Raw genomic sequence first — 21651 nt, forward strand, 5'->3', positions numbered from 1 at the left:
TTCGTACCGGTCGGGGAAACCCGGCCGGTACGGTCATGCCGCGTAGGTCGTGCAGACGCTCGCGGTTGTGCCGGCAGCCGCACCCAGAACCTGCGAATTGCGCTCTTGGACGTTGTAGACGGATTCGGATCGCAGAACCGGCGTTCCGAAGAAACGCGCCGATACGAGCGGCTGATATTTATAGCTCACTTCAACGAAGATCAGCGCCGAGCCAGGGCCGGGGGCGATCTGGCGTGTGGCCGCACCCATATACTGCAAGCTGGCGTCGGCGAGTCCCTTACCCTCGGCACCATATCTCGGCTGCGAATCGGCGACGTTCAGTGCTCCGGTGCATCGTTGCCAGCGAATATATCGGCCGGCCTTCGTTCCGGCCTGTCCATTGGGTTCGACACTGGAAACGACGACCCGACCGTTGGGGCCGAAGTTGATCCCGCTGCCGATGAACTTGGCACTTAGCAAGGCTTCGTTGACGTCAGCCTCGTCGATCGAATCCCGGACGCGCGCGACGTTGTCGGAAATCGCGGTCGAGATCTGGTTCACGCGCATCACGGCGACAGCCATGTTAGTGACCTCCGCGCCAGCAAGCCCGAGCGTAATTAGCACAGGCGCCGTAATCGCAAATTCGATGAGCGCGAGCCCGCGAACATCCGAACAAAATCGGCGGCTCAAATCGTTAAAATAGGTCATGGCGCCTTCGTGCAAACGATCGTCGGCTCGGCACGCGACGTGAACGGCTGGTTCCGGAGGACGGTTGTTGCCGCAACGCTACGAGTAGGGCTCCATGACAACAGTGTACCGACTGGTGTGAGGTTCGGATATACGACTTTGACGGTATAATACACGATATCATCCGCACTGCCGATGCCGGTATCGCCCGGTGTTGCGTCGTAGATCCCGTTGTTGTTCGCGTCTTCGAAGCAATCGCCGAGATTATACGTACCCCTGGGATCGGTATCCGAAGTTATCTTCTCGGGTTTGCCGACGTTCGAGAAATTATAGTAGCGACGGGTCGATACAGTAACATACTGCGCGGGAACGACGGACTGCACCTCGGACTTGATGATCGCAACGACATCCGCCGCCGTCTTGTTGCCGACGGTCACCTGCCGCGACGCCTTCGACAACGCGCCCTGCACCACCGCGGTGACATAGCCCTGATAGCCGACCTCGAGAATCGAGAGCAGCAGCCCGACCAAGACCGGAATGATCATCGCGAATTCGACGATCGTCGCGCCGCGTTTGTCGCAGCCGAGCGACCGGCGCGTGGGCGGGATCGCGATCACTGATTGATCCTCAGCGATCCGATCTTGCTGCCGATTTCCTGAAACTTCGCGATCAGCGCGGACGCGGTGCTGATGCCCGATGCCATCGCCGGAGTGGTCGCGCAGTTCTGCATATCGGTGGTCAGCGTGGTCGAAAAGGCGATGACGTAGAGTTGGACATTCTGGCTCTTGGCCGCGTTGCACGCCATGCGGAAGCGCTGCAAGTGCCGCTGCAACTGCTCTGCCGCCAACTGGTTGGCGTTTCCGGTCGATGTTCCCAACACGCGCTTGTCGCGCTCTTCGGCGCCGTAGGTCGTGTAGACGTCAAGGTACGGCGACATATCGCCATCGGTCATGAATATCATGTATTTGCGGACGCTGAACCCGCGCAATTTTTTGGGATTGTCGGGGTCGTTCTGATCGTTTGTTTCTGGGGTTGCCGATGCAAAGATACCATCTGGCGAGATGAAGCGCGCGCCCCATATCACTCCGATATCGTGATATGTTCCGCCTAACGGCTTCAAGTCCTTGATGTACGACATGAACGATGTTTTGTCGTTATAGTATTCCTTCAGGCGACTTGCGGCACTCGCGCAATATTTCGGATCGGTATACTGCTTTTGAGTGTCGGGATCGAATTCAGCTTCCGGCCACCAGGGAGCCCAGCGACTGGAGTCTGCGGTTGGCAGCATGTTGACGTCGAGGTCCCACGCGTTGGCGGGCGCCGTCGTCGCCGACCCGCCGTTGATCGTGACATTGTCGGTCTGACGTTCTTCGATGCATCCTGCCCAACGCGATTTACTGCTCGGATATGAGCCGGGCGTCGTGACCAGCGCGCCCGTCTTGAACGACGAGGTGTCGAGCGTCATCTGACCGTAGCTCGCGCTGGCGCCAAACCAACCCGTCGTGATGGTTCGGGACTGATAAGGCGCGCTGCTTCGGATGTAGTTCGGGTTTTCTGCATAGACGAGTTTGCCGACGTTCACCGTCGCGTTATACGGCACGAAGCCATATCGCAGGCGCAGATTGTTGGCATGCAACTGATCCTGCGCAGACCTGAGCGTGTCGTAGAGCGATTCCGATGCGTCGCGCAGCGCCTGCATCTTCGATCCGGACTCTTCGACTTCGTTGCACGCGTCGTTAGGCTTGCTTGGGGGACAGTTCATCGATCCCGACATGTCGAGCACCAACATGATGTCGGTACCGACGAAATCCTGCGTCGCCGAGCAGCTGGTCGACAGGTTCATTGTCGAAAAGCCGAACAGCTTCATAATCGTCGTTGGGATCGTCGTCGCTGCGGTGATCTTTACCGTGCCGATCGCCGGTACGGTGACGACCGGCGTGAACGCTGCCGTGCCAAACGACGTCTGCGGGAAGTTGAAGTTGAAATAAGTCTTCGCTTCGGTGTCCACTGCGGTCGTCAACGTCGTGCCCGAGAGAAGCCGCCGCGCCGCCAGCGACCCAGCGTCGCAAGCCTGTTGCAGCCGGTCGCGGGCAACATAGGCGCGCGCCATATCCAGGCCCGACCCGACCATCGCTATGAGCGGCATCATCGCGAAGGCGACGATGATCAGCGTATTGCCGGCCACATCCTTGCGCAGCCGCCCGAGAAAGGTCGTCGGCCGTTGTCGTTCTTGGCCGTGCTTGGCGTTCATTATGGTCCTGACCCGGGCGGTATTACTCTCGCGTGACCCTGCTCCCGGATCCCGTAAGCCCGGCTCAAGAGATATGGTTACCGTGGTATTTACTTCGTGCGGATTGAAGCGGGGATGTAAGAGTAGAAGTCGCACGCTATTGCCAGCCGATGTCCCGACCCGACCCCGATCGCTTATTGGCGCTCACCTATGCCGCCCCAGCCACACGCCCAGCCCTGGAAGCGCTGTTCGCGCTCGACGACACCTTAGGCGCAATCCTACGGACGACACGCGAGCCTTTGGTGGGGCAGATGCGGCTGACGTGGTGGTCCGAGGCGCTCGGGCGGCTCGATACTGCCCCTGCGCCCGCCGAACCGGTGTTGACCGCACTCCAGGCGTGCGTGTTGCCGGCGGGCGTGTCGGGGGCGACGCTGGCGGGGATGACTGATGGCTGGGAGGTTTTGCTGGGTCCGGTGCTCGATGCGGCCGCCGTGGACCGGTTCGCGCGCGATCGGGGGCGGCGGTTGTTCGAACTGGCCGGTGCAGTGCTGTCGGTGACGGATCCGCGGATCGAGCTGGCGGGCGAGGGCTGGGCGCTGGCCGACCTGTCGCAGCGGTTGAGAGACGCGCCCAGCCGCATGTTGGCGCGCGCGGGCGCGGTCGAAGCGCTCGACGCGGCGTTGCGTGGTCGTTGGACCGTCAAAGCGCGCGCGCTTGGCGCCCTGGCGTTGTCGGCGCGGTTCGACGTTTCGGTTTCGCCAGCGCCGCCGGGCAGCCCGAAGCGGGCCGGGCGGTTGGCGTGGCATAGACTGACCGGATACTGACCAATCAAATGGGGATCGCCGCCCGCGAGGCCTAGCGTACTGCCGGGACAATGGGGGCGGCGGCGATGTGGCGGTATCTGGCAGGCGGGACGGCGGTGATCGCGTTGATCGTCGCGGGGTTCATGTTTTTCAACGGCGACGCACGACCTGGGCCGCTGCTGCCTGCGCAACCGGTATCGCAGGTCGGCGGCGCGGCGGTCGCCAGCGATCCGCTACCCGATGCAGCGCCCGAAGCAACGGAGAAGACCCGCGAGCAGAAGCGGTTCGATCGCTACGACAAGGATCGCGATGCGGAGATCACGCGTGAGGAATATCTGGTCCAGCGGCGCAAGGCTTACGCGCGGCTGGACGTGGACGGCGACGGCAAGCTGTCGTTCGACGAATGGGCAGTGAAGGCGACCACCAAGTTCGCGGACGCCGACCGTGACAAATCCGGCGCGATGACCGCCCCGGAATTTGCCACGACGGCGGTCAAGCGGAAGGGGCCTGCTCGAGTGAATTGTCCGCCAGCTCAGCCTGCTGCCGAGGAGAGTTGAGCCACTCTGCGAGCGCCGCGCGGCCACGATCGGTATACATCCGCTTGCGATCCGCCTTCTTGGTGCGGCCCATGATCGGCGGGAACAGCCCGAAGTTGACGTTCATCGGCTGATACGTCTCGACCTCTGCGCCACCGGTGATGTGGCCGAGTAGTGCGCCGAGCGCGGTCGCATAGGGCGGCGGCGTCAGCGTCTTGCCGGTCAACTCGGCGGCCGCGAACAGTCCGGCGAGCATGCCGATCCCGCAGCTTTCGATATAGCCCTCGCACCCGGTGATCTGGCCGGCGAACCGGATGTTCGGGCGCGACTTCAACCGCAGCGTCTCGTCGAGCAGTTCGGGCGAGCGGATGAAGGTGTTGCGGTGCAGACCGCCCAACCGCGCAAATTCGGCGTTCTCAAGACCGGGGATCGTGCGGAACAGGCGGACCTGGTCGGCATGCTTCATCTTGGTCTGGAAGCCGACGATGTTCCATAGCGTGCCCTGCGCATTGTCCTGGCGAAGCTGGACGACGGCGTGCGGCCAGCGTCCCGTCTTCGGGTTGTCGAGCCCGACCGGCTTCATCGGGCCGTAGCGCAGCGTGTCGACGCCGCGCTCCGCCATCACCTCGATCGGCATGCAGCCGTCGAAATAGGGCGTGTCCTTCTCCCATTCCTTGAACGGCGTCTTCTCGCCATCGATCAGGCCCTGGTGGAAGGCGAGATACTGGTCCTTGTCCATCGGGCAGTTGATGTAGTCCTTGCCCTCTCCCTTATCCCAGCGCGACGCGAACCACGCGGTGTCCATGTCGATCGAGTCGCGGTGGACGATCGGCGCGAGCGCGTCGAAGAAGGCGAGCGCCTCGCGGCCGGTCTCGGCACCGATCCCCGCGGCGAGCGAGGCGGCGGTGAGCGGACCGGTGGCGATGATCGTCGGACCGTCCGGCAATGCGTCGATGCGTTCGCGCACCAGCGTGATGTTCGGATGCTGGTCGATCGCCTCCGTCACGCTGGCCGAGAAATTGTCGCGGTCGACGGCCAGCGCGGAGCCCGCGGGGACGCGGTGGATGTCCGCCTGCCGCATGATCAGCGAGCCGAGCGTGCGCAGTTCCTGATGGAGCAGCCCGACCGCGTTGGCCTCGGCATCGTCCGACCGAAAACTGTTCGAGCAGACGAGTTCGGCGAGGCCGTCGGTCTGGTGCGCGGGCGTCTCTTCGCCGCTGCCGCGCATTTCGGACAGGCGGACCTTGAGGCCGGCTTCGGCGAGTTGCCAGGCGGCTTCGGAACCGGCGAGCCCGCCGCCGATGACATGGATATCGTGGGTCATTCGGGTCAGATAGCGTCGGACGCTTGCCGTGTCAGGTCCGCAATACCACTTCGCCTGCATGACAGACCCGACGAAGATCTTCACGATCGGCTATGAGGCCACGACGATGGCCGAGTTCCTCGCGGCCTTGAAGGCGGCGGGGGTGGAGCGAGTGATCGATGTCCGGGCGCTTCCGTTGTCGCGGCGGCCAGGGTTTTCGAAGACCTCGCTTGCCGCGTCGCTGCGCGAGGTCGAGATCGATTACGTGCATCTGAAGGCGCTCGGGACGCCGAAGCGCGGGCGCGATGCGGCCAAGAAGGGCGACGTTGCGACGTTGACCGCGGTGTATGACGAACAGCTTGAGCTTCCCGAGGCTCAAGCGGCGGCAGCGATCATGCTCGGGCTAGCGGCCGAGAAGCCGAGCGCGCTGCTCTGTTACGAACGGGACCCGTGCCATTGCCACCGCACCTTGCTGCTGCAGGCGGTAGGCGAGGGGGCCGAAGTGGTGGATCTGTTCACTTAAGAGAGGTCAAACTCGCTGCAAACGCTCCGTCATCCTGACTTTCGTCAGGATGATGGGCAGGGCTACTGAGCCGAAAGTTGCATTGAGCCTCCCGCGCCGCTAACCAGCACCCATTCGCCCTGGACCCGGTGCAATTCCGGGTGGCTATTCCGGCCGCCGATCCGCCGGACAACGCAACGACGCCTCTGAAGTGAACCGCCTGCCAAGACAGCGCCGCGGTTCGTGCGTCCTATGCGGATACATCCATGACATCCTTATCTTTTTCTCGTTACCGAGCCGAATGGTTCAGCGGCGCAACCGCCGCGCGCCGCGACATCCTCGCCGGGATGGTCGGCACCTTCGCGCTGATCCCCGAGGTCATCGCCTTCTCGTTCGTCGCGGGCATAGACCCCGAAGTCGGCCTGTTCGCGTCGTTCGTGATCGGAATCGTCATCGCCTTTGCGGGCGGACGCCCCGCGATGATCTCCGGCGCGGCCGGTTCCGTCGCGCTGGTCGCGGCTGCGCTGGTCCATGCCCACGGCCTGCAATACCTGCTGGTCGCGACGATGCTCGCAGGCGCGCTCCAGATTGCGTTCGGGCTCGCCAAGCTCGACGTGCTGATGCGGTTCGTCTCGAAGTCGGTCCGCACCGGGTTCGTCAACGCGCTCGCGATCCTGATCTTCTCTGCGCAGGTGCCGCAGATGGTCGGCATCAGTTGGCAGGCCTATGCGATGATCGCCGGCGGTCTCGCGATCATCTACCTCATGCCGCGCATCTCGAACGCCATCCCGTCGCCGCTGATCTGCATCGTCGTGCTCACTGCGATCGCGATGTGGGTGCCGATGCCCCTGAAGACGGTCGGCGATCTCGGGCGGTTGCCGTCGACCTTGCCGTCGTTTGGCCTGCCGGACGTGCCCTTCACCTGGGACACGCTGCGGATCGTCGCCCCCTATGCGCTGGCGATGGCCGCGGTCGGGTTGCTCGAATCGATGATGACCGCGAGCGTGGTCGACGAATTGACCGAGACGACCAGTTCGAAGGCGCGCGAGTGCACCGGGCTCGGCCTCGCCAACATCGCCGCGGGCGCGTTCGGGGGCATCGCCGGTTGCGGCATGATCGGGCAGACCGTCGGCAACGTGCGCTACGGCGGGAGAGGGCGGCTGTCGACGTTCGTCGCCGGCGTGTTCCTGCTGGTCGTCATGGTGCCGCTCAGGCCATGGGTTGCGCAGGTGCCGGTCGCGGCGCTGGTCGCGATCATGATCATGGTGTCGATCAGCACCTTCTCCTGGGGCTCGCTTCGCGACGTGGTGCGTCATCCCAAGGTGTCGAGCGTGGTGATGGTCGCGACGGTCGTCGTCACCGTCGCGACGCATGACCTGTCGCTGGGCGTCGGCGTAGGCGTATTGCTCAGCGGCGTGTTCTTCGCGTGGAAGGTCGGGCGCCTGATGGATGTCGCTACCGAACACGACGTCGCAAGCGACACGTGTATCTACCGGGTTCGTGGGCAGATCTTCTTCGCCAGTGCCGACATGTTCACCGAGCACTTCGACCTGCGCGATACGGCGCGCGTCATCCGGATCGACCTGACCGGTGCGCATCTGTGGGATGTGACGGCGGTCGGCGCGCTGGAGGACGTGGTCGCCAAGCTGCGCCGCAACGGCAGGATCGTCGAAGTCATCGGGCTCAACCGCGCGAGCGAGATGCTCGTCGATCGTCACGCGCCTAGCGTAGCGGATCAGATCGGGGGATGACCGCCGACCGGATCCGATCCCCTCACTGCTGAGGCGCGTCCTCGTTCTCGGTCGGCGCTTCGTCGCGCGTCACGCGTGACGTCATGCCGGTGGCATCCGCGTCGTCGAGCATCTGCTCGTCCGGCGCGACCGGCTTTTCACGCGGCGGCTCGACCACGGCCGGGGCAGGCGGTGCAGCCTCGACGGGAGCGGCTTCGACCGGAGCCGGCGCCGCTGCCTCGGACTCGGTCACGCCGGTGTCCTCGACCATGTTGGTGTCCGTCGGCGGCTGCTCCGGTTCGGAGCGCGAGCAGCCGGCCAGCGCCATGGCGGCGAGCAGACCGCCGGCAATGGCGGTTCGGGTACGGGTGGAGATCGTCATGTCTTGTCCTCTCAACGAGCGGCGATCGTCTGGCGCGCGGTACGTGCCTCGATCTTGGAGGCGAGGATGCCGTCCCAGTCATAGGGATCGGCGCGGAAGTTCATCTGGCCGTTGCCGCTGGCAAACGCGGTCCAGTAGAGCAGGTATACCGACACGGGCTTGATCAGGCGAGCACGGACCGTGTCGCCCTTGGCAACGGCAGCGTCGACCATCTCGGGCGTCCAGCTGGGATCACCCTTGAGCAGCAGGTCGGCAAGTTCCGCAGGCTTTTCAAGGCGTACGCAGCCATGGCTCGCAAGCCGGCTGAAGCTCGCAAACTTCGCACGGCTGGGCGTGTCGTGAAGGTACACCGAATAATCATTGGCAAAATCGAACTTGAATCGCCCCAGCGCGCTCTGGTCACCGGCCTGCTGCTGAAGCCGCGTGCCGTCGATCACCTTGATGCCGTTGCGCTTGAAATAGCCGGGGTTGGCCTTTTCCTTCGGCCACAGTTCCTTGGTCGCGATCGACGTCGGCACGTTCCACGGCGGATTGATGACGATGCTGTGGATCGTCGACGACAGCATCGGCGTCTCGTCGCCGGGGCGTCCCGTCACCGCGCGCATCGACTGCACGGGGGTGTCGCCGTCGAACACCGTGAGCACGGCAGCAGCGATGTTCACCTGGATCCGATCACGCGGCAGGTCCTGCGGCAGCCAGCGCCAGCGCTCCATGTTCGCCATGATCTGACGCACGCGGTCGGTCGCCGACACGTTGAGCGCAGCGAGCGTCTGCGTCGAGACGATGCCGCTCGGGTTCAGCCCATAGCGCCGTTGCGCGCGACGGACCGCGTCGACCAGCGCGGAGTCGAACTTGTCGCCGCTGGTCGAGACATCCTTGTCCTCGACCGCGAGCCGCTTGCGAAGCGCGATCACGCGTGGGCCGCTGGCACCGATCGTGAAATCCGGGCCGGACGTGAGCGGCGACCAGCCACCCGCGGCGGCGATCGAGCGATAATTCTGAAGGCCCTTACGCAGGCCGTCATAGCCGGCATAGGGCGGCGGCAGCGACGCGAACCACGCCGCGATCCGATCGAGCCGAACCGCGTCGGCGAACGCTGGGGTCGGATCATAGGCGGGCGGGCGCAGGCCCCAATCCTTCTGGAAATCGGCACCGCTGAGACGGCCAGCATGGACCGCGCGCGCATGATCTAGCGCGGCACGGACGAGTTCTTCCTTGCTCGGCGCGTTGGTCGACGCCGTGGCGGCGGACTTCAGGCCCTGCGCGACGATGTCGCCATTGAGCAACCTGTCGAGCAGCGCGGCCTGCGTGTCGCTCAGCGGCGGCACGGTGATGACGGGCGGCGCCAACGTCGTGGCCGGGATGGCAGAAGGCATCGTCGGTACGACCGGAGGTGGCGTAACCTGTTGCGCGAACAGCGGGGTCGCCATCAGCATCGGCGTGGCGGCAATCGCCATCACCGACCGGATTGCGCCGTTCGTCACTCGTCCATCATTGAAACCGCGGGCCATATTCGTCCTGTCTAACCGTACTCCGTCGACGCTTTCGCACGACGTAGCTCTCCCTTAGCTGAACCGGACTCGCTAAGCATCGCCAATCGGGCAAAATTAACAGTTCAGGCCAGAGGAGCGGATTTTTCCTGCCGGGCCAGCACTTCATAGGCCATTACCGCGGTCGCGACGGCGGCGTTGAGGCTGTCCGCCTTGCCGAGCATCGGGATCTTCACGAGTACGTCGCATGCCTCGGCCATCTCGGGCGGCATGCCCTGCGCCTCGTTGCCCGTGAGCAGGAAGGTCGGGCCGGTATAGGTCGCTGCCCGGTAATCGGTGTCGGTGTCGAGGCTCAGGCCGACGAGCTGGCCGGGCCCGGTGCGCAGCCAGGTGTGGAACGGCTCCCACTCGGTCTTCACGACGGGTATCGTGAACAGCGCGCCCATGCTGGCGCGCACCGCTTCGACTGAAAAGGGATCGACCGACTCGCCGATCAAAATCAGCCCGCCCGCGCCGACCGCATCGCCGGTGCGCAGGATCGTGCCGAGATTGCCCGGATCGCGCAGCCGCTCGGCGACCAGCCAGATGCCCGACGTGGTGCGATCGAGGTCTTCGAGCGTCGCGTCGAACTCGTCGAACACACCGACGACCGCTTGCGGGTTATCCTTGCCGGACAGCTTCGAGAGAATGTCGGGCGTGGTTTGGATCGAATCGCCGCCCGCATCCTCGACGTCCATCGACAGCGCGTGGACGAGCGGATGGTTCGCGCTGGCCGCCGCGTAGAACAGCGTGCGGGGCAGGCGTCCCGTCTCGCGCGCCTCGGTAAGGATGCGCAGTCCCTCGGCGAGAAACTGCTTGGCCGCGCGCCGATGCCGTTTGTCGCGCAGGTCGCGGACGTACTTGATCAGCGGGTTCGAAAAGGCGGTTATCTCGCGGGGCATTCTTGTCCTCCCCTCCCGTATGCGGGAGGGGCCGGGGGTGGGCTCCCGGCCTCAGCAAATGATTCGATTATGGTGAGCGCGTGCCCACCCCCAACCCCTCCCGCCTGCGGGAGGGGAGCAGTCACGTCAATCCTCGCCGAACTTCGCTTCGACCAGTTCGGCAAGCGCCGCCACCGTATGCTCAGCGCCATCGCCGCTCGCGCTGATCGTAATCGCGTCGCCCATCGCCGCGCCGAGCATCATGAGCCCCATGATCGACGTGCCGGTGACGTGATCCGATCCGTCCTTGGTCACGCTGACCTCGACCGGATGCGACGACGCCAGAGTCACGAACTTCGCACTCGCGCGCGCATGCAGCCCACGACGATTGGTGATCTGGACGGTGCGTGAAACCTGGCTCACGCGGCGGCCTCGCCGAGAACCTCGGAGGCTACCGAAATGTATTTGCGGCCAGCCTCACGAGCCGCCGCAACCGCCGCAACGACGGTCATCGACTTGCGCGCCGAGCCCAGCCGGATCAGCATCGGCAGGTTCATCCCCGCGATCACTTCGATCCGCCCACGCTCCATCAGCGAAATGGCGAGATTGGAGGGGGTGCCGCCGAACAGGTCGGTCAGCACGATCACGCCGCGCCCCGTATCGACGTCCTGAATGGCCGCGGCGATGTCGGCTCGGCGGCTCTCCATGTCGTCGTCGGGACCGATCGCAATCGTCGCTACGCGTTCCTGCGGGCCGACGACGTGGATCATCGCGCGAACGAATTCTTCGGCCAATCGACCGTGCGTTACCAGAACAAGGCCGATCATGTCAGCGTTTCATACTCATAAGACGACCGGTGATCCTTCGAGCGCATCCTGCGGTGCGGCCCCGAGGTCGCGGTGTGCGATACTGGGCGAAAATCCCGCGTCGCGCAACCGTCGCGCCACCCGGTCGGCGACGTGGACCGACCGGTGTCTCCCTCCGGTACACCCGAACGCGACCGTGACATAGGACTTGCCTTCCGCCCGGTAGCGCGGGAGCAACAGCACCAGCAGCTCCTCGATCCGGCTTACCGCCGCCTCGTAGGCGGGGTCGTCGATGATGTAGGCGGACACGTCGGCGTCGAGGCCGGTACCGGGACGCAGGTCGTGATCCCAATGCGGATTACGCAGGAAGCGCATGTCGAAAACAAGGTCGGCGTTGCGAGGCAGGCCGCGGGCAAAGCCGAACGAGCGAATCGACAGCGTCGGCTCTCCGAGATCTCCCCCCGCAAAACTTATGCGAATCTGCTGTGCGAGTTCGTTGGCGGCCATGTCGGTGGTGTCGATCAGGCGGTTCGCCCAGTCGCGAAGCGGTGCAAGCAACTCGCGTTCGCGGCCGATACCGTCGTTCGCCGGACGATCGAGCGCGAGCGGATGGCGGCGGCGGGTCTCGGAATAGCGGCGTTCGAGTTCGGCGCCCGAGCAATCGAGAAACAACATCCCGATCTCGAGCCCGTGCCTGTCGCGCAGGTCCCGAATGCGGCTGACGATCCGTTCGGGATCGAAGTCGCGCGTCCGCGCACCGATACCGATCGCGAGCGGCTGCGAATCGTTGGGCGATCCTTCGGGGAGCGGTGCGTCGAGCAGCCGGTCGAGAAGCAGCAGCGGCAGGTTGTCGACGACCTCCCAGCCGAGATCCTCGAGCGTCTTCAGGACGGTGGACTTGCCCGCCCCCGACATGCCGGTGACGAGCAATATGTCCTTTGGCCGTGTCATGCTGATCGCGTCATTCTAGGAGCTCCGGATTGCGCAATGCGAGTTCGACCTTGATCGGGGCGGAGGCTTCGAAGGGGGCGACCGCGAACTGGCGCACGGCGATCCCCGCGATCTTTCGCACACGGCGCTCGGGCATCCGCTCGATCGCGCCATCGACACGAACGAGCAGCCCGACAGCTACGTCCTCGACGTGCGGCAAGGCGAGAATACCGATGCCGCGGACCTCGATCCGTCCGGCGATCGTGGTGGGTGCCCGCGCCAGCAAGACCCTGCCCGAACGGACCACGAGCGTCTGGTCGTCGCTGACGAGCGTGGCACCGCGGTCGATCAGGCGTAGTGCGAGGTCGGACTTGCCCGATCCGGACGCGCCCTCGATCATCACTGCGATCCCATCGATCGAAACCGTCGTGGCGTGAAGCCTGTCGGAGGAGATCTCGACCACGTGCGTTCCTTACAACGGTATATCGGCGAGCGGTAGCCGCACCACGAAGCGCGCGCCGCCGAGCCGGTCCTCGCGCGATTCGACGACGATCGAGCCCTGATGGCCGTCGACGATGGTCCGCGCGATCGCGAGGCCAAGCCCGGAATGCTGGCCGAACGTCTCGCTGTCGGGGCGGACCGAGTGGAAGCGCTTGAACACGTCTTCGCGCGCCTCTTCGGGAACGCCAGGGCCTTCGTCCTCGACGCGGATGACAAGTTCGTCGTCCTGTCGGACTGCCGAGATCGCGATGAGGCCGCCGTCCGGAGAGAAGGACAGCGCGTTGTCGATCAGGTTCTCGAAGACGCGTTCGAGCCTCGCGCCTTCGCCGACTATGATCGTCTGGTCATCGGGATTGCGATCGAAGCGCAGGCGGATCCCGCGCTCCACGCCGCGTGCGTCGCGCTGCGCGACCAGTCCGACGATCATCGCGGCGATGTCGACCGGTTCGAACTTGGCGCGGCTGAGCTGCGCATCGAGTCGCGACGCTTCGGAAATGTCCGAGAGGAGCCGATCGAGCCGGTGCACGTCGTCACGGACGATCGCGAGCAACTGCGCCTGCAACGCCGGATCCTTGACGCGCGACAGTCCCTCGACCGCGGACCGGAGCGAGGCGAGGGGGTTCTTCATCTCGTGCGTGACGTCCGCGGCGAACGCCTCGGTCGCGTCGATGCGCGCCCTCAGCGCGAGGCTCATGTCCGACAGCGCGCGAGCGAGCATGCCGAGTTCGTCACGACGCGAGGGGAGACGCGGCACCACGACTTCGCGTGCTCGGCCCAGGCGGACACGGACCGCAGCCCGGGCAAGGCGACGGAGCGGCCGCACGATCGTCCGCGCGAGAAACAGCGACAACAAAATCGAGACAATCAATACGACCAGCAGGACCATGCTGAGCCGGAACCGCTCGATCCGCACGGTCTTCGTGATGTCGCGCGCGTTGACCGTCGTCATCACGACCTCGCCAGCGCGAAGCGGGGCGGCGGCGGTCAATACGGGGGTGCGATCCGGCGCACGCCAGACCGTCGTAGACACCGTGCTGCGTCCGCGGATCGCGGCGACGTCGGGCCATTGCTGTGCGCCGCTGCGCTCCCGGTAAAGAGGTGGGCGGGGGGCCATCACGACGACGTCGATCACCGCGTCGAGGAAGCGGGCGATCGTCTGGTCCCAGTCTTCCTTGTCGGGGTCCATCAGCACGAAGTTGCGCAGGCCCAGCGCGCGGCTGTCGACGATCGTCCGCCCCGCCGCGTCGAACAACCGGATCCGCGCGCCCGTATCACGCGCGAGCCTCAGCACCAGCGGATCGCGCAACGTCGGGTCGACCGCGGCGATCGCCTCGCCGATCAGCCGTGCTTCGCGCGCCGTCTGCGCAACGCGGTTGTCGACGACGCGGCTACGATACGAATCGAGGTAAAAGAACCCGCCCGCCAGCAGCAGCAGCGCGAAGATGTTGACCGCCAGGATACGCCGTGTGAGCGAGATCTGTCCCGACCACCGCAGCGTGAGATCGCGGCCGTCGACGCCGAGCTCATTCCTCAGAAAATCGATACCCGGCACCATATAATGTCTCGATCGCGTCGAAGGCTGGGTCGACCTGCCGGAACTTGCGGCGGAGTCGCTTTATGTGGCTGTCGATGGTCCGGTCGTCGACATAGATATCGTCCTGGTACGCCGCATCCATCAACTGGTTGCGCGTCTTGACGATGCCGGGTCGCTGCGCGAGCGTCTCGAGGATCATGAACTCGGTCACCGTCAGCGTGACTGGTTCGCCGCCCCACAGCGTCCGATGTCGCGCCGGGTCCATGCTGAGCCGCCCGCGATCGAGGGGCCCTGCCGCTTCGGCCTCGGTCTCGGTGCCCGGCGACTGCGTCAGTTCGGTCCGCCGCAAGATCGCACGGATGCGTGCGATCAGCAGCCGCTGCGAGAACGGCTTGGCGATATAGTCGTCCGCGCCCATCGCGAGGCCGAGCGCCTCGTCGAGCTCGTCGTCCTTGCTGGTCAGGAAGATCACCGGGATCTGGCTCTTCTCGCGCAACCGACGGAGCAGTTCGAGCCCGTCCATCCGCGGCATTTTGATGTCGAACACCGCGAGGTCCGGAGGGTTGTCGGTCAGCGCCTTCAGTGCCGTCTCGCCGTCCGAATAGACGCGCGTGACGAAGCCCTCGGTCTGCAGAGCGATCGACACGGAGGTCAGGATGTTGCGGTCGTCGTCGACCAGCGCGATCGTTGCCGTCATTTCTGGGTCGTCTGCCTCGGTCGTTGGCTTGTCGGCGTAGGCCAATCCGCTGTGGCACTCAACTGGAGCCGTATCGGAACTGCATCAGGGCAGCTCATTTGACCGGTGCGGGGCCGCCGCCTACATCCCGGCGCAACGACATACATACGTATGCGAAACCATCTGGAGAGATGCCTTGTCCAACGAACGTATTCCGGCCGGCGGCCTAGCCGTGCAGGGGATAGACACCCGCGCCACCCTGCACTGGAACATGGTCACAGCCCAACTTGTCGAAGCGGCGCTGGCGCGCGGCGAGGGGACGTTGTCCGCCGATGGTCCGCTGGTCGTCGAGACCGGCGCGCATACCGGACGCTCGGCGCAAGACAAGTTCATCGTCCGCGATGCCGAGACGGATACGACGGTCTGGTGGGGCAAGAGCAACAAGGCGATGGAGCCTGCGCATTTCGCCGCACTGAAGGAGGATTTCTTCGCCGCACTCGCCGCCAAGGACGAGCTGTTCGTGCAGGACCTGTACGGCGGTTCGCAGCCCGATCACCGGGTGAACGTCCGCGTCGTCACCGAACTGGCCTGGCATAACCTCTTCATCCGGACGATGCTTGTCCGCCCCGAGCAGGCTGCGCTGAAATACTTCGTCGCCGAGTACACGATCGTCGACCTGCCGAGCTTCCGCGCCGATCCCGCGCGTCACGGCTGCCGCAGCGAGACGGTGATCGCGGTCAACTTCACCGACAAGCTGATCCTGATCGGCGGCACGAAATACGCCGGCGAGATGAAGAAGTCGGTGTTCGGCCTGCTCAACTACCTGCTGCCACCGACGGGCGTGATGCCGATGCATTGCTCGGCGAACATGGGCGCTAACGGCGACACCGCGGTGTTCTTCGGCCTGTCGGGCACCGGCAAGACCACGCTCTCGGCCGACGCGAGCCGCACGCTGATCGGCGACGATGAGCATGGCTGGTCCGACACCGCCGTCTTCAATTTCGAGGGCGGGTGCTACGCCAAGATGATCCGCCTCTCCGCCGACGCCGAGCCGGAGATCTTCGCGACCACCAAGCGCTTTGGCACGGTGCTGGAGAACGTCGTGATGGACCCGGCGACGCGGCTGCTCGATCTCGACGATCATACGCTCGCCGAGAACAGCCGCGGCGCGTACCCGATCGACTTCATCCCGAATGCGTCGGCCGAGAACATGGGGCCGGTCCCGCGCAACATCGTGATGCTCACCGCGGACGCGTACGGCGTGCTGCCGCCGATCGCCAAGCTCACGCCCGACCAGGCGATGTACCACTTCCTATCCGGGTATACCGCGCGCGTCGCCGGGACCGAGATCGGCGTGACTGAGCCGGACGCGACCTTCTCGACCTGCTTCGGCGCCCCGTTCATGCCGCGGCATCCGTCGGTCTACGGCAATCTGCTGAAGGAGCGGATCGCGAAGGGCGGCGTCGATTGCTGGCTGGTCAACACCGGCTGGACCGGCGGCAAATACGGCGTCGGCAACCGCATGCCGATCAAGGCGACGCGGGCGTTGCTGAACGCGGCGCTCGACGGGAGCCTCAATGATGCGAAGTTCCGGACGGATCCGAACTTCGGGTTCCAGGTGCCGGTGAGCGTACCGGGCGTCGACAGCGCGATCCTCGACCCGCGCACGACCTGGGCGGACAAAGAGGCCTACGACGCCACCGCGGCCAAGCTGGTCGACCTGTTCGTGGAAAACTTCGCCCAGTTCGCCGAGCATGTCGATGAAGGCGTCCGTCAGGCGGCGCCAAAGGTGAAAGAGACGGCGTAAAACTCCTCTCCCCTTAGGGAGAGGAAGGGGCCCGCACGACGAAGTCGGGGGGGGGGGGGGAAGGTGAGGGCACGGTCCTGCTTGGCATGCCCTCACCCTCGCCGCTGTGCGGCTTTCCCTCTCCCCCAAGGGGAGAGGGTTTAGAGAGGCTCCACCACGACTTCGCCGTCGACCACCGCCGCAACCCGGACCCGTGCGCCAACTGCAGCATCTTCTCCTCGCGCTGGCCAACTCCCGTCGCCCACCAGCACCCGGCCACGCCCGCCAACGATAGCGGTCTCTACGACGACAACCTGCCCCACAAGCCGCGCAGACCGATCGTTCAACATCGGATCCCCACCCTCGACCGGGTAATCCCGGTACCAGCGCTTCCCGATCAGCACCGCAACCGCGCTCCAGACCCCGAACGCCGCCAGTTGCGCCGCAACCGGCAAGTCCGGCAACACGTACACCGCCACCCCCGTCACCGCCGCAGCGATGGCGAGAAACACCAGGAACACGCCCGGCACCGCCAGTTCGGCGATCCCCAGCACGAGCGCCGCGATCAACCAAGCACCAGCCGCCCCGATCGCGTCCATCAGCTTTTCGGAACCTCGGTCGACTTCGACAACTCGAACGGACCCTTCCGCGGCTCGGGCTTGGCCGGCGGTGATGCGGTCGCATCGCGCAGCGCATCCTTAGCCAGCTCGCCAATCCCCCCAAGCGTCCCCATCAACTGCGTAGCCTCGACCGGAAACAGGATCGTCTTGGCATTAGGCGAGGTCGCGAACTTGCCGATCGCCTCGACGTATTTCTGCGCGATGAAGTAGTTGATCGCCTGCGCGCCACCCTCCTCGATCGCCTGCGACACCGCGCGCGTCGCCGAAGCCTCAGCCACAGCCGCCCGCTCGCGCGCCTCGGCATCGCGGAACGCCGATTCCTTGCGCCCCTCGGACTCGAGAATTCGCGCCTGCTTCTGCCCCTCGGCGCGGAGAATCTCCGAAGCCCGCGAACCCTCCGCATCCAGAATGTTCGCCCGCTTCTCGCGCTCCGCCTTCATCTGCCGGCCCATCGCGTTGACGATATCCGCCGGCGGGCGAATGTCCTTGATTTCGACGCGCGTGATCTTAACCCCCCACGGCGTCGTCGCATGATCGACCACGTTCAGCAGCCGCGCGTTGATCTCGTCACGCTTCGATAGCGTTTCGTCGAGGTCCATCGACCCCATCACCGTGCGCAGGTTGGTCGTCGTAAGCTGCAACAGCGCCTGGTACAGGTCCGACACCTCGTACGCCGCCTTCGCCGAATCGAGCACCTGGAAGAACACGACCCCGTCGGTCGAGATCATCGCATTGTCCTTGGTGATGATCTCCTGGCCGGGGATGTCGATCACCTGCTCCATCATGTTCACCTTCCGCCCCACGCGATAAAAGAACGCGGGATAGAAATTGAAGCCGGGCCGCGCGACCGTGGTGAAGCGGCCGAAATGCTCGATCGTGTATTGATAGCCCTGGTGGACGATCTTGATGCTGGTGAAGAGGTATAGCAGCACCAGCGCCAGCAGGAGCGCGGCAACGATCAGGCCCATCGAACAATCCCCCATCCGTGTATCGCACCGCTATAGCACGTGCGCGAAGGACAGGCCTAGCCGTACGCCGCGCGTTTGGTTACATGGCGCGCCACCTCACACCCAGGAACGGCAGCTCTCATGGATATCCGCCTCGGCCTCACTTTCGACGACGTCCTCCTGTATCCGGGGGAATCGGACGTGCTGCCAAGCCAGGCCGATACCCGAACTCAGCTGACGCGCGGCATCGCGCTCAACATCCCGATCCTGTCCTCTGCAATGGACACCGTCACCGAAGCCGACATGGCCATTGTAATGGCACAGCTCGGCGGCATCGGCGTGCTCCACCGCAACCTGACCGTCGAGGAACAGGTCATCGCGGTCCGTCAGGTCAAGCGGTTCGAGTCGGGCATGGTGGTCAACCCGATCACGATCAAGCCGACCGCGACCCTCGGCGAGGCGCAGGCCCTCATGTCGGGCCACCGGATCAGCGGCATCCCGGTCGTCGAGGCGGACGGCAAGCTCGTCGGCATCCTCACCAACCGCGACGTGCGTTTCGCGGGCGATCCAAAACAGCCCGTTAGCGAGCTGATGACGCACGAGAACCTCGCCACCGTCTCGACCGAAGTCGGCAAGGAAGAGGCCCGCCGCCTGCTCCACGCCCGCCGCATCGAGAAGCTGCTGGTGGTCGATGCGCAGTATCGCTGCGTCGGTCTGATCACCGTCAAGGACATCGAGAAGGCGGTGATGTTCCCCGATGCCACCAAGGACGAGGCGGGCCGCCTGCGCGTCGCGGCGGCGACGACGGTCGGCGACAAGGGCTTCGACCGGACCGAACAGCTGGTCGATGCCGGCTGCGACCTGATCGTGATCGACACCGCCCACGGCCACAACCGCGACGTCGGCCGCGCGGTCGAGCGGGTGAAGAAGCTGTCCAACTCGGTACAGGTGGTGGCGGGCAACGTCGCGACCGGCGAAGCGACGCGCGCGCTGATCGGCGCAGGCGCGGACGGGATCAAGGTCGGAATCGGCCCCGGCTCGATCTGCACCACCCGCGTCGTTGCAGGCGTCGGTGTCCCACAGCTGACCGCGGTGATGGATTGCGCTGAGGCAGGCCACAAGGCTGGCGTCCCCGTGATCGCCGACGGCGGGATCCGCACCTCAGGCGACATGGCAAAGGCACTCGCGGCGGGCGCCTCGACCGTCATGATCGGCTCGCTGCTAGCGGGCACCGACGAGGCGCCCGGCGAGACGTTCCTGTATCAGGGCCGGGCGTACAAGTCGTACCGCGGCATGGGCTCCGTCGGCGCAATGGGCCGCGGGTCGGCGGATCGCTATTTCCAGGGCGACATCAAGGACCAGCTGAAGCTCGTCCCCGAGGGGATCGAGGGGCAGGTCGCGTACAAGGGCCCGGCGCGGGATGTCGTTCATCAGCTCGTCGGTGGGATCAAGGCGGCAATGGGCTATACCGGCTCCGCGACGATCCCTGACCTTCAGGCGCGCGCGGAGTTCGTTCAGATCACCGGCGCGGGCTTGATGGAGAGCCATGTCCACGACGTGACCATCACGCGGGAAGCGCCGAACTACCCGACGCGGTAAGGGTACTTCACCTTCCCTGGAAAGAGAGGGGCCGGGGGTGGGTCAGTTCCGCCCGCTTACTGTTAAGCGACTGAGAACAATACCTACTCACCATCGTCATTCCCGCGAAGGCGGGAACCCATACTGGCTGGCCTCACGATGTGATCGCAAACCTTCGAGGATCTGGATCCCCGCCTGCGCGGGGATGGCGATGGTGTTTAAGTCCAAAGCTAGAACGATGCGGCAATGGTCACACCCGTACGCCATCCCGGCGAACGCCGGGACCCATGGACACGGCGGACCCAGCGACAGCGCGCCACCACAACCCAAACCGCAACCATGGGTCCCGGCGTCCGCCGGGATGACGGAGGGGGAGGGTGCTAACCACACGACCTACCCCAAGCCCCGAAATTATTCCCCTCCCGCGAGCGGGAGGGGCTAGGGGAGGGGATGATGACGAACACTCTCTACCAAGCCTCCCCCCGAACCCACGCGAAGTCGGGAGCCCAGAAATGACTCCCCCCGCACGCACCCAGGCCGCGATCGAGCTCCTCAACCAGATCATCGCCGCCGCCCGCGAGTCCGGCGCCGCCGCCGACACACTGATCGCCCGCTATTTCGCGACCCGCCGCTACGCCGGCTCGAAGGACCGCCGCGCCGTCCGCGAACTTGTCTACGCCGCGATCCGCAAGGCCGGAGACCGTCCCGAGAACGGCCGCACCGCGATGCTGCTCGTCGCCGACGCCGATCCGGAAGTGGCGGCAACCTTCGACGGCTCCACCCACGCGCCGGCGCCGATCGCCAAGGACGAACCGCGCGCTCGCGCCGGCGTCGCGCCGCAGTGGCTGAGCAAGGCCCTCCGCGCTTCAGGTCTCGACGGCGCCGCACTCACCGACCTAGCCGGCCGCGCCACGCTCGATCTCCGCGTCAACACGCTGATCGCTGACCGCGCGACCGTTCTCGCCGCGCTTCCCGACGCCGAAGCCACGCCGCACGCCCCCGACGGCATCCGCCTCCCAACAGGCACCAACGTCGAGGCGCTCCCGCTCTTCAACGAAGGCGCGCTCGAGGTGCAGGACGAAGGCAGCCAGCTCGTCGGCCTCGCGATGCAGGCCAAACCCGGCGAACGCATCGTCGATCTCTGCGCAGGCGCCGGCGGCAAGACGCTCGCGTTGGCCGCGACGATGAAGAACGAAGGCGTCATCCTCGCCTGCGACACCGACCGCAACCGCCTCTCGCGGCTCGCCCCCCGCGCGACCCGCGCCGGCGCGACGATCGTCGAGAGCCGCCTGCTCAACCCGACGCGCGAGATCGAGGCGCTCAGCGAATGGGCCGGTCGCGCCGATGGCGTGCTGGTCGACGCCCCCTGCTCGGGCACCGGCACCTGGCGGCGTAACCCCGAGGCACGCTGGCGGCTTACCCCTGACCGTGTGTCGCGGCTGCAATCGACACAGCAGCAGGTGCTCTCCGTCGCCGCCACGCTGGTCAAGCCCGGCGGCGCGCTGGTCTACATCGTCTGCTCGCTGCTCGACGCCGAGGGCACCGACCAGGTCACCTGGTTCCTGAACGCGCACCCCGGCTGGACCACTGAGGCCCTCTCGCTCCCCGCCGGCGCGAAGCACGGCCACGGCGTCCGCCTCGAACCCGGCCGCGACGGCACCGACGGCTTTTTTGTCGCGCGCCTCCGGGCTGCGTGCTAGCCAGCCGACCT

Annotated in this window: 22 protein-coding genes and 1 other annotated feature; of the genes, 7 read left to right on the forward strand and 15 right to left on the reverse strand. The window is 65.5% G+C overall.

The features are described from left to right. Positions 1-33: 33 nt before the first annotated feature. From IFT67_RS00600 to IFT67_RS00610, 3 genes are read right to left on the reverse strand one after another with little or no spacing between them, the layout of a single operon-like run. Positions 34-702 carry a TadE/TadG family type IV pilus assembly protein gene (locus IFT67_RS00600; RefSeq protein ID WP_206757925.1) on the reverse strand — a complete coding sequence of 223 codons (669 nt, stop codon included), beginning with the start codon at positions 700-702 and terminating at the stop codon, positions 34-36. Further along, entirely contained in the window at positions 684-1283 is a 600-nt protein-coding gene (locus tag IFT67_RS00605; RefSeq protein WP_192144642.1) for a TadE/TadG family type IV pilus assembly protein, read from the reverse strand. Before IFT67_RS00605 ends, IFT67_RS00600 begins: the two co-directional genes overlap by 19 nt. Continuing rightward, complete coding sequence (locus tag IFT67_RS00610; RefSeq protein WP_192144643.1) at positions 1280-2917, reverse strand: TadE/TadG family type IV pilus assembly protein; 1638 nt, start codon at positions 2915-2917, stop codon at positions 1280-1282. The genes IFT67_RS00605 and IFT67_RS00610 overlap by 4 nt, the downstream gene beginning before the upstream one ends. A 149-nt stretch (positions 2918-3066) precedes the next feature. On the opposite strand from IFT67_RS00610, the gene IFT67_RS00615 reads away from it, so the two are divergent. Further along, positions 3067-3720 carry a squalene/phytoene synthase family protein gene (locus IFT67_RS00615; protein ID WP_192144644.1) on the forward strand — a complete coding sequence of 218 codons (654 nt, stop codon included), beginning with the start codon at positions 3067-3069 and terminating at the stop codon, positions 3718-3720. Between the two features lie 65 nt (positions 3721-3785). Continuing rightward, positions 3786-4256 (forward strand): EF-hand domain-containing protein, encoded by a 471-nt coding sequence (locus IFT67_RS00620; protein WP_192144645.1) that lies wholly within the window; start codon positions 3786-3788, stop codon positions 4254-4256. On the opposite strand, the gene trmFO is transcribed toward IFT67_RS00620, so the two are convergent. Further along, the gene (gene trmFO / locus IFT67_RS00625; RefSeq protein WP_192144646.1) at positions 4192-5559 is read right to left on the reverse strand and encodes a methylenetetrahydrofolate--tRNA-(uracil(54)-C(5))-methyltransferase (FADH(2)-oxidizing) TrmFO; all 1368 of its coding nucleotides are present in this window, start codon (positions 5557-5559) and stop codon (positions 4192-4194) included. The two genes, IFT67_RS00620 and trmFO, sit on opposite strands and share 65 nt — an antisense overlap. A gap of 58 nt (positions 5560-5617) precedes the next feature. On the opposite strand from trmFO, the gene IFT67_RS00630 reads away from it, so the two are divergent. Then, entirely contained in the window at positions 5618-6061 is a 444-nt protein-coding gene (locus IFT67_RS00630) for a DUF488 domain-containing protein (protein WP_192144647.1), read from the forward strand. A 118-nt stretch (positions 6062-6179) separates the two neighbouring features. Next, positions 6180-6235, forward strand: a sequence feature (sul1 is cis-regulatory element that is thought to sense ions involved in sulfur or methionine metabolism; They are found in Alphaproteobacteria). Between the two features lie 71 nt (positions 6236-6306). Continuing rightward, positions 6307-7791 (forward strand): SulP family inorganic anion transporter, encoded by a 1485-nt coding sequence (locus IFT67_RS00635; RefSeq protein WP_192144648.1) that lies wholly within the window; start codon positions 6307-6309, stop codon positions 7789-7791. Positions 7792-7813: 22 nt separating this feature from the next. Here IFT67_RS00635 and IFT67_RS00640 read toward each other — a convergent pair whose 3' ends face one another. From IFT67_RS00640 to IFT67_RS00680, 9 genes are all read right to left on the reverse strand, one after another. Next, entirely contained in the window at positions 7814-8152 is a 339-nt protein-coding gene (locus tag IFT67_RS00640; protein WP_107962443.1) for a hypothetical protein, read from the reverse strand. Between the two features lie 11 nt (positions 8153-8163). Next, complete coding sequence (locus IFT67_RS00645) at positions 8164-9609, reverse strand: L,D-transpeptidase family protein (protein ID WP_192146291.1); 1446 nt, start codon at positions 9607-9609, stop codon at positions 8164-8166. Between the two features lie 158 nt (positions 9610-9767). Continuing rightward, on the reverse strand, positions 9768-10583 hold the full coding sequence (locus IFT67_RS00650) for a TrmH family RNA methyltransferase (RefSeq protein WP_192144649.1): 816 nt from the start codon (positions 10581-10583) through the stop codon (positions 9768-9770). A 126-nt stretch (positions 10584-10709) separates the two neighbouring features. Further along, the gene (locus IFT67_RS00655; RefSeq protein WP_132733989.1) at positions 10710-10985 is read right to left on the reverse strand and encodes an HPr family phosphocarrier protein; all 276 of its coding nucleotides are present in this window, start codon (positions 10983-10985) and stop codon (positions 10710-10712) included. Then, positions 10982-11389: a PTS sugar transporter subunit IIA gene (locus tag IFT67_RS00660; RefSeq protein ID WP_107962440.1), complete on the reverse strand. Its 408-nt coding sequence runs from the start codon at positions 11387-11389 to the stop codon at positions 10982-10984. The genes IFT67_RS00655 and IFT67_RS00660 overlap by 4 nt, the downstream gene beginning before the upstream one ends. Before the next feature lie 15 nt (positions 11390-11404). Then, positions 11405-12319 carry an RNase adapter RapZ gene (rapZ, locus tag IFT67_RS00665; protein ID WP_192144650.1) on the reverse strand — a complete coding sequence of 305 codons (915 nt, stop codon included), beginning with the start codon at positions 12317-12319 and terminating at the stop codon, positions 11405-11407. A gap of 10 nt (positions 12320-12329) precedes the next feature. Next, a complete protein-coding gene (locus IFT67_RS00670; protein WP_446740782.1) occupies positions 12330-12761 on the reverse strand; it encodes an HPr kinase/phosphorylase in 432 nt (143 codons plus the stop codon). A gap of 9 nt (positions 12762-12770) precedes the next feature. Continuing rightward, on the reverse strand, positions 12771-14354 hold the full coding sequence (locus IFT67_RS00675) for a sensor histidine kinase (RefSeq protein ID WP_192144651.1): 1584 nt from the start codon (positions 14352-14354) through the stop codon (positions 12771-12773). Then, a complete protein-coding gene (locus tag IFT67_RS00680) occupies positions 14323-15030 on the reverse strand; it encodes a response regulator transcription factor (RefSeq protein ID WP_056058673.1) in 708 nt (235 codons plus the stop codon). Before IFT67_RS00680 ends, IFT67_RS00675 begins: the two co-directional genes overlap by 32 nt. Before the next feature lie 175 nt (positions 15031-15205). Here IFT67_RS00680 and IFT67_RS00685 point away from each other — a divergent pair, with 175 nt between their 5' ends. Beyond that, the gene (locus tag IFT67_RS00685; RefSeq protein ID WP_192144652.1) at positions 15206-16816 is read left to right on the forward strand and encodes a phosphoenolpyruvate carboxykinase; all 1611 of its coding nucleotides are present in this window, start codon (positions 15206-15208) and stop codon (positions 16814-16816) included. A 140-nt stretch (positions 16817-16956) separates the two neighbouring features. Here IFT67_RS00685 and IFT67_RS00690 read toward each other — a convergent pair whose 3' ends face one another. Beyond that, positions 16957-17394, reverse strand: a complete 438-nt coding sequence (locus IFT67_RS00690; RefSeq protein ID WP_192144653.1) for an NfeD family protein — start codon at positions 17392-17394, stop codon at positions 16957-16959. Further along, positions 17394-18383 carry an SPFH domain-containing protein gene (locus IFT67_RS00695; RefSeq protein ID WP_192144654.1) on the reverse strand — a complete coding sequence of 330 codons (990 nt, stop codon included), beginning with the start codon at positions 18381-18383 and terminating at the stop codon, positions 17394-17396. The genes IFT67_RS00690 and IFT67_RS00695 overlap by 1 nt, the downstream gene beginning before the upstream one ends. Before the next feature lie 120 nt (positions 18384-18503). On the opposite strand from IFT67_RS00695, the gene guaB reads away from it, so the two are divergent. Both guaB and IFT67_RS00705 read left to right on the forward strand, forming a co-directional pair. Continuing rightward, positions 18504-19961 (forward strand): IMP dehydrogenase, encoded by a 1458-nt coding sequence (gene guaB, locus IFT67_RS00700; RefSeq protein WP_056048837.1) that lies wholly within the window; start codon positions 18504-18506, stop codon positions 19959-19961. Between the two features lie 491 nt (positions 19962-20452). Next, positions 20453-21640 (forward strand): RsmB/NOP family class I SAM-dependent RNA methyltransferase, encoded by a 1188-nt coding sequence (locus IFT67_RS00705; protein ID WP_192144655.1) that lies wholly within the window; start codon positions 20453-20455, stop codon positions 21638-21640. The last annotated feature ends 11 nt before the right edge of the window (positions 21641-21651 follow it).

Origin of the sequence: Sphingomonas sp. CFBP 13728, from assembly GCF_014841895.1 — a bacterium.
Lineage (GTDB): Bacteria > Pseudomonadota > Alphaproteobacteria > Sphingomonadales > Sphingomonadaceae > Sphingomonas.

Coding starts and splice junctions, on each gene's coding strand:
- IFT67_RS00610 (WP_192144643.1), bottom strand. CDS start 2,917: ATGAACGCCAAGCACGGCCAAGAACGACAACGGCCGACGACCTTTCTC.
- IFT67_RS00615 (WP_192144644.1), top strand. CDS start 3,067: ATGTCCCGACCCGACCCCGATCGCTTATTGGCGCTCACCTATGCCGCC.
- IFT67_RS00620 (WP_192144645.1), top strand. CDS start 3,786: ATGTGGCGGTATCTGGCAGGCGGGACGGCGGTGATCGCGTTGATCGTC.
- trmFO (WP_192144646.1), bottom strand. CDS start 5,559: ATGACCCACGATATCCATGTCATCGGCGGCGGGCTCGCCGGTTCCGAA.
- IFT67_RS00630 (WP_192144647.1), top strand. CDS start 5,618: ATGACAGACCCGACGAAGATCTTCACGATCGGCTATGAGGCCACGACG.
- IFT67_RS00635 (WP_192144648.1), top strand. CDS start 6,307: ATGACATCCTTATCTTTTTCTCGTTACCGAGCCGAATGGTTCAGCGGC.
- IFT67_RS00640 (WP_107962443.1), bottom strand. CDS start 8,152: ATGACGATCTCCACCCGTACCCGAACCGCCATTGCCGGCGGTCTGCTC.
- IFT67_RS00645 (WP_192146291.1), bottom strand. CDS start 9,609: ATGGCGATTGCCGCCACGCCGATGCTGATGGCGACCCCGCTGTTCGCG.
- IFT67_RS00650 (WP_192144649.1), bottom strand. CDS start 10,583: ATGCCCCGCGAGATAACCGCCTTTTCGAACCCGCTGATCAAGTACGTC.
- IFT67_RS00660 (WP_107962440.1), bottom strand. CDS start 11,389: ATGATCGGCCTTGTTCTGGTAACGCACGGTCGATTGGCCGAAGAATTC.
- rapZ (WP_192144650.1), bottom strand. CDS start 12,319: ATGACACGGCCAAAGGACATATTGCTCGTCACCGGCATGTCGGGGGCG.
- IFT67_RS00675 (WP_192144651.1), bottom strand. CDS start 14,354: ATGGTGCCGGGTATCGATTTTCTGAGGAATGAGCTCGGCGTCGACGGC.
- IFT67_RS00680 (WP_056058673.1), bottom strand. CDS start 15,030: ATGACGGCAACGATCGCGCTGGTCGACGACGACCGCAACATCCTGACC.
- IFT67_RS00690 (WP_192144653.1), bottom strand. CDS start 17,394: ATGGACGCGATCGGGGCGGCTGGTGCTTGGTTGATCGCGGCGCTCGTG.
- IFT67_RS00695 (WP_192144654.1), bottom strand. CDS start 18,383: ATGGGCCTGATCGTTGCCGCGCTCCTGCTGGCGCTGGTGCTGCTATAC.
- guaB (WP_056048837.1), top strand. CDS start 18,504: ATGGATATCCGCCTCGGCCTCACTTTCGACGACGTCCTCCTGTATCCG.
- IFT67_RS00705 (WP_192144655.1), top strand. CDS start 20,453: ATGACTCCCCCCGCACGCACCCAGGCCGCGATCGAGCTCCTCAACCAG.